Here is an 11,261-nt window from a genome sequence, read left to right as displayed (position 1 = left end):
CCGGTCAGGAGGCGTTGAGCCGGAGCATGCCGACCTGCCAGGCACGCGTGACGGCCTCGGTGCGCGACTGGGCGTTGAGCTTGCCCAGGATGTTGCTCAGGTGGAACTCCACCGTCTTGATCGTGACGTTGAGGACCTCGGCGATCTCGCGGTTGCGGTGACCCGCGGCCACGAGCCCGAGCACCTGGAGTTCACGGTCGGTCAGCTGTTCCAGGACGAACGTCCGTCCCGGACCGGTCTGGATCTCCCGGTCGGACAGTTGCTTCAGGACGAAGCTGTTTCCGGGCGTCGACACGATGCGGCCCCGCGCTGTCATGGCTGTTGCCACCTCTCTCCCGCGTGTATCGGGTTCCGGTCGTCCGAGGTATGGCGGGCCGCCTCGGCTCGGCCCCAACAAGGCGGCATCGTGACGTCGGCTGGTGCGGTCGCCCGCCGCGGCCGCCTGGCGACCGCACCGAGCCCCACGACGCCGGCCAGCATCAACGTCCCGACGACGATGTTCTGCCAGCCCCAGGCCCATCCGGCGCAGGCGAGCAGAACGAGGTTCAGCCCCGCGATCGCCGGGCCCGTCCGCGCCAGGCCGGAGCGCAGCCGCAGCAGGCCGCGGCGCACCGGCCGACGATGGTTGATCCAGGCCGCCGCTAGGGCGAGGGTCATGCTGATGAAGTAGCCGACGTTCGCCGCGGCCAGCACGGCGATCGGCACCTCGGCCGTGTCACCGCGCGCGAGCGCGGTCAGCACGGCGATCAGGAGCAGGTTCACCCCGACGTCGAACCGCAGCGCCCGTGCCGGCATGCCGTGACGGTTGAGCCGTCCCAGCGTCGGCCACGCGTCGCCGCGGGTGCTCATCTGGTGCAGCGTCCAGGACGACGCCACCGCGATCATGTTGAGCCCGAGCAGCAGGGCGAGCACCAGCACCCCGAGCACCACGCTGGCACCGATGTCGGTCGACCGTTCGCTGAGCATCACGAAGGCGTCCGCCGGGTCGGCGGCCAGGCCCTCCGGTCCGACGACCGCCAGGAGCAGGAACGGGATGACACCGAAGGCGAACACGCTGACCAGCGCCACGAACGCGAGCACGTGGAGGGCCTGCCGGAGACCGTCGCGGTACCGCATCGCATAGGACAGCGCGAGCTCCGATCCGTAGGCGCTCCAGCCGGCGATGAACAGAGCTCCGGCGAGCCCGAGCACACCCGCGCCCGACAGCCAGCCCTCGGACGGCGCGAAGGGGTGCAGATGGTCCAGGTCGATGTTCCCCTTGGCCAACGCACCGAAGAACAGGAGACCGACGACGCCGACGACGCACGCGACGAGCACGACCTGCAGCCGGGCGCCGACGTGCATGCCGAAGTGGTTGACGGTGGCGCTGGTGACCAGGACCAGACCGGCGATGAGCGCGGCGGTCCACGCCGGACCGTCCGGAAAGGCGATCCTCTGAACGTAGGCGCCCACCAGCAGGCCGTTGATCGCCAGCGCGGGGCTCCAGCCGAACCAGTAGCTCCACTGGGCGACCCGGGCGAGTGCGCGGCTTCGCGGCTGGAGCACCTCGGCGGCGAGCACGGCCACCCCGCCGTTGACCCGCGGGTAGCCGCCGGCGAGCTCGGCGAAGATGACGGCCATCAGGAGACCGATCAGGGCCGAGAGCAACCACACCACGATCGAGGCGTTCCCGACGAGCGCGGCGACCGGTCCCATCGACACGAGCACCAGAACGGGCACGCCCGCGGCGATGGCGATGCCGAACCGCCCACCGATGGTCTGGTCGTCGGTGCCGTTCACCGCGCCGCCCGCGCGTTCATGTCGAGGTCGAGCGGGCGCGGGCTGACCCCGTGGCGGGCGGCGACGGCCTCCATCTGCACGGCGAAGTCCGCCGAGGCGTGCCCCACGGAGTGCTCGGTGATGCCCTCCTTCGCGAACAGGTAGGTCTCGGCCAGGCAGGCCAGTGCGCTGTGCCGGTCGGGCAGGCGCAGGTCGGTGGTGAGGTGGTAGCCGGGAATGCGCGCCAGTCCGCCCTGGGCCACACGAACGTCGCGTTGCCGGAACGACGGGTAGTCCTCGTGCTGGATGTTGAGCGGATGGGCGAGGTCGAGCACGACGGCACCCGGCTTCACGAGATCCGGGGTGACGTACGCGGAGGGGTCGCCGGTCAGCAGCAGGATGATGTCGGCCTGCCCGACGTCGCCGATCGTCCCCGAGACCCGTGCCCGCGGAACGATGTCGGCCAGTTCCTTGCGGACCCTCGTCTGGCTCCGCCCGATCAGCACGAGCCGGAAGCCCTCCCGGTCGAGCAGTCGCGAGGCGGCCACCCCGACCGACCCGGTGCATCCGACGACGGCGACCGTGGCGCTGTCACCCATTCCGGTGGCCTCGCTGGCCTCGATCACGTTGCGCCGGGCGACGGCCGCCGTGTAGGCGTTGCCGGTGGTCACCGTCATGCCCCGGGGAAGCTTCGGCACCAGGGTGAGCCCGCCGCGGGTGGCCGGTGCCGTCAGGGCCCCCAGCCCGAGAACGCGCGCTCCGCGCGAGTGCGCCACCTGGACGGCGAGGTCGATCTGCTCCCGGCCCCGCGAGTACAGGATGGTGTCCGGCAGGCACAGCACCGCGAGGAACTCCCCGCGCAGCACGTCGAAGCCGAAGGTGATCTCGCCTGTGATCGTCGGCGGCATCGTGAGCATCTTGTCGCGGAACTCCTCCTCACTGGAGCTGTGCTGCGCAACCACGGAGCTGCCGCGGACGTTGTAGAGGTCCTTGACGTCGCGGGGATGGGCCAGGAACACGAACCCGGGCGGTTGGCTGCGCAGGTACGGCATGGTCAGCTCCTTGCAATGGCGATGGGGGTGGTCACGCGACGGGCGGAACCCTGCGGTCCCGCCCGTTTCCGCGCGCGCCGAGCCGCCTCAGAGGCTGCCGAGCTCCGGAATGAGCACCATGGCGCCCTCGAGGGACAGGTTGATGGATCCGCCGCCGAGATGTTGCGGCCAGTTGATCAGGAAGGTGGTGTCGTAAGCGACGTGGACGGGTCGGCCCTCACGAAGGCCGAGAAGCGTGTCCTCCAAACTGGAGGTTATACGGCCGTCTCAACCACCGGAGGCGCCGGCCCACAGGGAGCCGGGCAGGAAGTCCATACACCCCAGGGCACGCCAGCCGCTGAAGTCCTCGGTGACCGCGCATTCGTCGGTCGCGGTGGCCCGGACGGGGCCGAGCAGGCTCAGGTCGTGCTGTCCGGACATGACGAGCTGGTGCAGTGCGGGGAACACCGCGTGGATGTTGTAACGGACCCGCAGGTACCGCTTCTCGAAGTCCATGATCCCGACGTTCCCGGACGCGCCGGACTCGGGATCGAGTGTGATCGATACCGTGCCGGTGTCGATGCTCTCGGAAGCGCTGACGGGGAACTCGGCGCTGTGGGTCGACACACCGTAGAGCCCCGCGACCCGGAACACCACCCGGTCTGTCGGCGCGGCCTTGAGGCGCCGCGCGGCGATCTCCGTCGGCGATACCGCCGGCGGGATGCGTTCGTCGGTTGTTGTCATACGTTCTCTCCTCTTCCTGACCGGCGTGTGCCGTCAGTCGGTGGACACGGACGTCGAGGGGACGAGCATCCGCTCCGCCTGCTCCGCGACGCCCGGCTTACGGGCGCGCACGCTGGTGTTGGCGAAGCCGAGCGCCAGGGCGTCGGCGAGGCCCGCGCGTTCGAGAATCGGTGCCACGCCCCCGAGTTCGGCGTCGCGCGCGGTGTACTCCCGTTCCCGCTCGATCTCGATGTCGACGAAGCCGGCCCCGGCGAGCCGTTCCCGGTACTCCTCGACGGTGAGCGCGCCGCCGATGCAGGCCGCCCACGCGGCCAGATCCGAGCGCATCTCCGCCGGTACCGGTAGCCGGCTGGCGATGTCGGAGATGGCCAGCCGTCCGCCGGGACGCAGCACGCGGAACGCCTCCGCGAGCGCGCGACCCTTGTCGGGTACGAGGTTCACCACGCAGTTGCTGATGATGACGTCGACCGACGCGCGCGGCAGGGGGATCGACTCCATGTCGCCCCGCAGGAACGCCACGTTGGTCAGGCCCGCCTTGGCGGAGTTGGCCCGGGCCAGGGACAGCATCTCGTCGGACATGTCGAGGCCGAACACGTGCCCCTCGGGTCCGACCCGACGGGCCGCGACGATCGCGTCCAGGCCACCACCCGAGCCGAGATCGAGCACGACCTCGCCGGGCGACAGTCCGGCACGCTCGAACGGGTTGCCGCAGCCGAGCGACGCGGTGATCGCGTCGGCGGGGATCTGCTGCAGGTCGCTGTCGGCGTACTCGTTGACGCAGCTGACCTCCTCGGGCAGCCCGACCGTGGCGCCACCGCCACAGCAGCCGTCGGCCGCCGCGCGGACGCTCTTCGCGTGCTCGTCGTAGTGCTGGGTGACGCCGGCCCGCACCGTGTCGGCGGCGGTCAACCTGATCCCCGCGTCGACGGTCGGCAGCATGCTGTCGCCGTGGCAGCCGCATCCTCCCGACGCCTTCACGGCGACCGGAGCCGACGCGGCCGACGGGGCCGCCGCGTTCGCGGGCCGACGACGCCAGCTCGCGGGGTTGAGCCGGACCAGCATGCGCGCCGACGCGCTCTTCGACCAGCAGGCCCACAACTCGCCCGCCTTGCTCCAGCTGAACTTCGGCGCCTGTTTGCCGGTGACCGGCGTGACGATCCCCTGCTTCTCCCACTCCTCCGCCATCGCGTAGCAGCCGGGACAGTTGACCTGACACGAGTCGGAGCACTGCGGCGCGCATACCGCGCGCCAGAACCACTTCATCCCGGCCATGCAATTCCTCACTTCATGTCGGCCGTCAGGACAATGTGATTATGCGGGCGGCCGAAATCACGAGTCAAGAAAGATGTCCACCGATAAGGTTGCGCCTATGACACCCGTTCGACAGACCGATCGGTCATTATGGGAAATGCATTGGGCGCCACTTATCGATAGCAGGGAAAACCGGTACCGGAGGTACAGACAAATGCCGCTCGATACTGGTCAGCGGCCCGTCGTTGAAGGTATTACCTTACCTTCGTCACGCAATTCCTCGCCCGTCCGGCCGACATAGTAGAAGCCTTCTTCATGGCTGGCGTAGCACTGATGGAAGCCGACCTTCGAGAATATGTCCACGCGGGTGGGCCGCGGCCAGGGCACGCTTTTCACGCCCTTCTCCAGCGCTGCCAGTACGGCCGGCACGTCGAAGTCCAGGCCGACGTCGGAGCGGCGGTAGTGCGGCTCTCCGTCGATGTCGACGACGGGTAGCGTCACGCTCTCGACCTCGGGCAGGTCGAAGACCGGGCGGGTCAGGCAGTCGTACCGGAAGATCTCGGTGAGAAGGTCGACGTACACCGCCGGCAGCAGTGGCACCACGGCCTCGCGCCACCACAGCGCGAGCACCTCGTCGATGTCGGGTTCGCCGTAGAACTGCCGGAGGAAGACGGGTACCGCGCTGGGCACGCGCTCCACCTTGGCCGCCACGGCGGCCAGGCGGACGGCGGCGGGGTGTGCGGCGGTCTCGAACCAGGCCACCATGTTGCGGATGACCGTCGACTGCGTCAGGCCGGCGTACTCCCGCAGGGGCGCCCAGATGTGCCGGAACACGAGGTGCTCGGCGACCGAGCGGGCCCACAGGATGAACCGCTTCATGCGCAGGTTCTCGGCGATCGTCATGGTGTTGTGCGCCAGGACGTACTCGAAGTCGTCGTTCTCACCGCGCACGGTCTGGAAGCCGTAGGTGGCCTTGTGTGCCGAGTAGTCGGTGTTCGGCAGCAGCAGGAGCGGATACACCGCGATCCGGGTCATGTGGCGGGCCAGCCGGTCGTAGCCCTCGAAGAACGACTCGACGGTCTCGCCGGGTGCGCCCCAGATGAGCTCGGCGTAGCAGTCCAGCCCTTCCTCACGCAGCCAACGGACGAGGTCCTCCCACTTGTTGACCTTCATGTTGCGCCGCTGCATCTGCTCCAGCGCGGCGTCCTCCAGCGTCTGCAGGGCCAGCGTGAACGAGCTGCGCATGCCGACCTGCTTCATCCGCTTGACGATGTCGTAGAAGGACTTGGACTTGTTCTTGGCCCAGGATCCCTCCACGGCGCGGGGGTAGCCGTACTTCTCACGCAGGTGGATGACGTCCTCGACGAATTCGAGGTCCTCGCGCAGGAGGCCGATGTTGGCGTCGCACAGCACGATCGTGTGGACCTTGTGGTACGCGAAGATCTCCAGCTCCTCACGCAGCCGCTCGCGGGAGAACGCGCGGACCTTCTGGCCGACGGCGCCGCCCCAGTAGCAGAAGGCGCACTTGTACGGGCAGCCGCGGTTGGTCTCCATCAGCGCCACGTCGTAGCGGAATTCGCCGACGGCGTCGGTGAGCGGGATCGCGTGGGTCAGGAACGGCGACGCGATGCTGTCCAGGTCGACGATGCGCTCGGGCTCCTTGGTGGTGACCACCTCGCGGTCGGGGTCGCGGAAGCTGATCCCGCCGATCGCGTGCAGCTCGGACGGCGGCCGCCCGGCCAGGTAGGCCAGCAGGATGTCACGGAAGACGAACTCGCCCTCGCCGTTCACGACGACGTCGACCTCGGGGAACTGCCGGAAGACCCGGACCGCCTGGTTGGCGACGTGCGGACCGCCGAAGACGACCCAGCCGTCCGGATTCATCTGCTTGAAACCCTCGGCGATGTTCCCGAACGAGAAATAGCTCCAGCCCATCACCGAGAACGCGAGGATGTCGGGCCGGCCTTCGGCGAACATGGTCTCCGCCATGATGGTCACCGGGTCGCCGCCGCCGAAGTTGAAGATGCGGATCTCCATCTCGTCGCGAATCGACTCGCACGCCAACGCCGTCGCCTTCAGATAACCGGCGGCCAACGGCATCGACTCTTTCGGCATGTCCCAGACGCCCTGTTGGACGATCCATACGATTCGCTTACGAGAAGAAATGGCCACCTGTGACCCCGAATCTTGCCGTCCGCCGATAAAACAGCTCAGAAACTAATGTGGGCGCCAACGGCGCAGAATCGGGTAAACCCTAGGAGCCACGCACATGGGCGGGGCCGCCGCACGGTCGTCGACAACCGCGCCGCGGCCCCGCCCAAAGCGTCACGAGCGTTGGGCCCAGGGCGGCGGCTCGTCCGGAATCAGCACGTGCACGTCGAAGAGCACGGCGTGCTCGACGCCCAGGGCCGGGCCGCACATCGCGGCCACGTACGTCAGGAACGGTTCCGGTTCCAGGGCGCTGGATCCCAGCCCCTTCATGTACTCGGTGTGGGACGCGAACGCGGCGATGCCGCGCCGCAGCGGGTCGCCGGTCACGTCGACGCCGTGGGTGTGCTGTTCGGCTTCGGAGAAGCAGACGTACCGGATGCCGCTCCACGGTTCGAGGCCCTCGTCCTCGAGTTCCGGGAACAGCCACCGGTTGCCGGCGTCGCGGGCCGCGTCCAGCACGGCCAGTCCGACGACCCGGTGGTCGGCCTGGTTGGTGTAACCGCCGATGAGCCGCACCGTGAAAGCGTTCGAGATGACGACCTCGGGCCGGTACCTACGCATCGCCCGGACGAGGTCGCGGCGCAGCGCCGGTCCCCCTTCGACGCCGCCGTCGGGATGGTCGAGGAACTCGACGACCTCGACGCCGACCTCGCGCGCGGCGGCCCGCTGTTCCGCCTCCCGTACCGGACCCGCCTTGTCGGGGTGCATGCCGTCGATGCCGGCCTCGCCGCGGGTCGCCAGCAGGTAGGTCACCTGCTTTCCCTGTGCGGTCCACCGGGCCACCGCCGATGCCGAGAACTCCTCGATGTCGTCCGGGTGCGCGGCCACGGCCAGGCACCGGTCCCAGTTTTCCGGCAGGGCCGGCAGTAGATCGGCCATCGTCGGTTCCTTTCAGCTCGTCCGGGAAGAAGCGTCCACCCGTGCGGCGGACACGTGACCGACGATGTCGCCGAACGACTTCAACGCCAGGAAATCGTCGGTGTCGATGCTGATCGACAGTCGTTTCTCGAGGGCCACCGCGATCTCCACCATCTCCGTCGAATCGATCTGCAGGTCCTCACGCAGTCGGCTCTCCGCCTCGATGCCGGTGTGGTCGATCTCCAGCTCCTGGAAGACGTCGATCAGGGTGTCGCGGATGTCCATGGCTCCTCCGGTGGTTGCTCACCATCCCAGTACGACTGCGATGGCCACGTCCTTCTCGTGCGAGATGCTGAGCAGCATCCCGGTCAGGCCGCACCGTTCCGCGGCCAGCCGCGTGCGCCCGTGCAGCTCCACGTAGGGCTCGCCGTGGCTGCCGAGGCGGACCTCGACCTCGGTCCAGCGGGCCGTCTGTCCGCGGCTGCCGAGCACCTTCTTGGTGGCCTCCTTCGCCGCGATCCGGCCGGCGAGCCTGGTCCACACGAGGCCGCGGGCGCCGCGGGCGTCGGCCAGTTCCCGGGAGGTCAGCAGCCGGTCGAGGACCACCGGGCCGCAGCGTCCGACCATGTCCCGGATCCGTCGGACGGAGACGATGTCGACGCCGACCCCGCCGGGCGGCCAGGGTCGCGCGTCCGCAGACCTCAGGGCTGCCAGTGCTTCAGGACCAGGCAAGCGTTCACCCCTCCCATGCCCCGGGAGACCACCGCCACGGTGCGCGGGCCGCGGAGGTCCCGCGCCGCGCCGGTGACGAAGTCGAGGTCGAACCCGGGGGCGGGCCGGTCGAGGTTGGGCACCGGTGGAATCACGCCGTCGGACAGCGTCCGCAGCGCGACGACCACGTCGGTGACCGCGGCGGCGCCCATCAGGTGACCGGTGGCCGGCTTGACGGCGGTGACGGGCGTGTCGTCGAGGTGCCGACCGAGCACCCGCCGCACGGCCGCCACCTCCGCGGCGTCCTCGCGGGGCACTCCCGCGCCGTCGGCGAATACGCAGCCGAGCCCGGCGGCGTCGGTCCCCGCGCGCCGCAGGCTCTGCGTGATGGCGCGCGACAACGTCTCCCCGTGGGGCTCGATCGTGTAGGTCGGCGCGTACCCGTCGGTGTTCGTGGCCCAACCGGCGAGCTCGCCGTGGATCGTCGCTGCCCTGCTTTCCGCGTGCCCGGCCGACTCCAGGACGAGAAACGCCGACCCTTCACCGATCGCGGTGCCGGTGTGTCCGCGGTCGAAGGGCCGGTACGCCGTCTCAGGCTGCTTGTTGCCGTGCGGGGTGAGGAAGCCGCCCGTCTCGCAGCACGCCCACGCGTACGGGGACAGTGGCTGCTCCGAGCCGCCGGCGACGACGACGTCGGCGTGGCCGCGCCGGATCATGTCGGCGGCGTGGACGATCGCGTAGGCGCCGCTCGCCCGGTCGCAGACGAAGGTGCGCGCGCGGCCCTTGATGCCCAGGGTGATGCAGATGTTTCCCTGGGGCGCGGCCGGGAACCACGCCGTCGCCTGGTACGGGCTGACGTCGCGCGGACCCTTCACCCACAGGTCGCGCAGCCCCCGCTCGGCGAACTCCCAGCCACCCAGGACGTTGCCGACCGTCACGCCGACACGCTCCGGAGCCACCCCGTCGGCTCCCCCGATCCGCAGGCCGGCGTCGTCGATCGCGGCCGTCGCGGCCGCCGTCGCCAGGTGGGTGAACCGGTCGGTCTTCTTCACGAACCGTCCGTGCAGCCAGTCGGTCGCGACGAAGGCGTCGGCCTGACCGGCGATCTGGCACCGGTACGGCGAGGCGTCGAAGCGGTCGATCTGCTGCACCAGCGACCGGCCGGTCACGGCCTGCCGCCACAGGGCGTCGGGCCCCGTTCCCGCCGGGGTGATGGCGCCGACCCCGGTGACCACCACCCGCGTCATGCCCGCGCTCCCGCCGACCGGAGCACCATGGTCGCGTGCAGCCCGGAGAACCCGCTGGCGTCGGACAGGATGACGTCGCCGCTCCACGGACGACCGCTGTTGGGTATGTAGTCCAGGTCGCAGGCGGGGTCGGGTGTCTCGTAGTTGATCGTCGGGTGGACGTAGCCGTGCTCGAAGGCGAGCGCGCAGGCGACGATCTCCTGCGCGCTCGCCGCGGACAGCGGATGGCCGGTCATCGACTTCGTGGAGTTGATGGGAACCCGACGGGCGTGCTCGCCGAGGGCGAGAACGAGCGCCTTCGTCTCGCACCGGTCGTTCTGCGGGGTCGAGCTGCCGTGCGCGTTGACGTGGTCCACGCTCTCGGGCGTGAGGCCTCCATCGGCCAGCGCACCGGTCATCGTGCGCGCCAGGTCTCCGCCGTCGGAGAGCAGGTCGGTCATGTGCAGGGCGTTGCACCCCAGGTCGAACCCGCTGATCTCGGCGTAGATGTGCGCGCCGCGGGCCCGCGCGTGCTCCCACTCCTCGAGCACCACGACACCGCACCCCTCGGCGAGGACGAACCCGTCGCGTCCGGCGTCGAACGGCCGCGACGCCGTGGCGGGCCGGTCGTTGTGGCGCCGCGACAGGCAGTTGATGATCTCGAAGGACGCGGTGGTGATCGGCGTGATGGGAGCCTCGCTCGCGCCGGCGACGACCACGTCGGCGTCGCCGTACCGGATGCTCTCGAAGGCGTACCCGATCGTGTCGACGCCGCCGATGCATCCGGTGGACAGCGTGACGCACGGCCCCCGGGCGCCCGTCAGCGCGGCCAGAATGATGCTCGGGGTGTTCGACATGGACGCCAGGTACAGGTCCGGTCCGACCTTCGTCGGGTCGACCGGCAGGCGGCCGTAATCGGTGGCCGCGATGAACTCACGCTCCATCTGGCGCGTGCCGCAGATCGCCGTCGACAGCGCGATGCCGAAGCGGTCGCGGTCCACCGCCCGGGTGTCGAGGGCGGCGTCGTCGATGGCCTGCAGGGCACCGGCGATCGCGAACTGGATGAACCGGTCGAGCCGACGGACCTCCCGCGGAAGTCCCGCCGCGTCGGGGTCGAAGTCCTCGACCTCGGCCAGGACGCCGGAGCCGAAGTCGAACCGGTCGTAGAGGTCACAGCTCTCCACTGTGGACAGATGCTTGGTGGCGCTGCGCCCGTCGACGAGTCCCTGCCAGTACCGTCGCTTGCCGATGCCGAGCGGGCTGACCACGCCGAGGCCGGTGATGGCGACCCGTCGGAGGCCGGTCTCCGCGTGGGCGCTCATGTGGCGTCCGCGATGCCGCTCGCAGCGGTTCCTGGGCTCATGCGTCAATCACCTCGAGACCACCAATCCCGCTCTGCGCGGTGCTCTGCGACGAAAGCCGTGCCGTAGAACGTACGGACGGCGCGGCCTTCCGTTAATCGGGAAAACCC

At 69.7% G+C, this 11,261-nt stretch carries 12 protein-coding genes; all 12 read right to left on the bottom strand.

Annotation, left to right across the window (positions count from 1 at the left end; translation table 11 throughout):
• Window positions 1–4: 4 nt before the first annotated feature.
• The 12 genes from Voc01_RS28175 to Voc01_RS28120 all read right to left on the bottom strand — a co-directional run bounded on the left by Voc01_RS28175 (window position 5) and on the right by Voc01_RS28120 (window position 11,112).
• Window positions 5–316, bottom strand: a complete 312-nt coding sequence (locus Voc01_RS28175) for a response regulator transcription factor (RefSeq protein WP_203930595.1) — start codon at window positions 314–316, stop codon at window positions 5–7.
• Window positions 313–1,779 carry an APC family permease gene (locus tag Voc01_RS28170; RefSeq protein WP_203930594.1) on the bottom strand — a complete coding sequence of 489 codons (1,467 nt, stop codon included), beginning with the start codon at window positions 1,777–1,779 and terminating at the stop codon, window positions 313–315. The genes Voc01_RS28175 and Voc01_RS28170 overlap by 4 nt, the downstream gene beginning before the upstream one ends.
• Complete coding sequence (locus Voc01_RS28165) at window positions 1,776–2,810, bottom strand: hypothetical protein (protein WP_203930593.1); 1,035 nt, start codon at window positions 2,808–2,810, stop codon at window positions 1,776–1,778. The genes Voc01_RS28170 and Voc01_RS28165 overlap by 4 nt, the downstream gene beginning before the upstream one ends.
• 87 nt (window positions 2,811–2,897) lie before the next feature.
• Complete coding sequence (locus Voc01_RS28160; RefSeq protein WP_203930592.1) at window positions 2,898–3,056, bottom strand: hypothetical protein; 159 nt, start codon at window positions 3,054–3,056, stop codon at window positions 2,898–2,900.
• Window positions 3,057–3,077: 21 nt separating this feature from the next.
• Window positions 3,078–3,533, bottom strand: a complete 456-nt coding sequence (locus Voc01_RS28155) for a hypothetical protein (protein ID WP_203930591.1) — start codon at window positions 3,531–3,533, stop codon at window positions 3,078–3,080.
• 33 nt (window positions 3,534–3,566) lie between these two features.
• Window positions 3,567–4,796, bottom strand: coding sequence for an arsenite methyltransferase (gene arsM, locus Voc01_RS28150; RefSeq protein WP_203930590.1), 1,230 nt, complete (start codon window positions 4,794–4,796; stop codon window positions 3,567–3,569).
• Between the two features lie 219 nt (window positions 4,797–5,015).
• Window positions 5,016–6,956: a KedN5 family methylcobalamin-dependent radical SAM C-methyltransferase gene (locus Voc01_RS28145; protein WP_275423762.1), complete on the bottom strand. Its 1,941-nt coding sequence runs from the start codon at window positions 6,954–6,956 to the stop codon at window positions 5,016–5,018.
• A gap of 153 nt (window positions 6,957–7,109) precedes the next feature.
• Complete coding sequence (locus Voc01_RS28140; protein ID WP_203930588.1) at window positions 7,110–7,874, bottom strand: PIG-L deacetylase family protein; 765 nt, start codon at window positions 7,872–7,874, stop codon at window positions 7,110–7,112.
• Window positions 7,875–7,886: 12 nt separating this feature from the next.
• Window positions 7,887–8,138, bottom strand: a complete 252-nt coding sequence (locus Voc01_RS28135) for an acyl carrier protein (protein WP_203930587.1) — start codon at window positions 8,136–8,138, stop codon at window positions 7,887–7,889.
• Window positions 8,139–8,156: 18 nt separating this feature from the next.
• On the bottom strand, window positions 8,157–8,585 hold the full coding sequence (gene acpS / locus Voc01_RS28130) for a holo-ACP synthase (RefSeq protein ID WP_203930586.1): 429 nt from the start codon (window positions 8,583–8,585) through the stop codon (window positions 8,157–8,159).
• On the bottom strand, window positions 8,555–9,811 hold the full coding sequence (locus Voc01_RS28125; protein ID WP_203930585.1) for a beta-ketoacyl-[acyl-carrier-protein] synthase family protein: 1,257 nt from the start codon (window positions 9,809–9,811) through the stop codon (window positions 8,555–8,557). Before Voc01_RS28125 ends, acpS begins: the two co-directional genes overlap by 31 nt.
• Entirely contained in the window at window positions 9,808–11,112 is a 1,305-nt protein-coding gene (locus tag Voc01_RS28120) for a beta-ketoacyl-[acyl-carrier-protein] synthase family protein (RefSeq protein ID WP_203930584.1), read from the bottom strand. The genes Voc01_RS28125 and Voc01_RS28120 overlap by 4 nt, the downstream gene beginning before the upstream one ends.
• Window positions 11,113–11,261: the final 149 nt, after the last annotated feature.

Origin of the sequence: Virgisporangium ochraceum (genome assembly GCF_016863655.1) — a bacterium.
GTDB classification, from domain to species: Bacteria; Actinomycetota; Actinomycetes; order Mycobacteriales; family Micromonosporaceae; genus Virgisporangium; species Virgisporangium ochraceum.
Note: the sequence above shows the minus strand (reverse complement) of the source record. Positions and strands in the feature narration are given on the sequence as shown.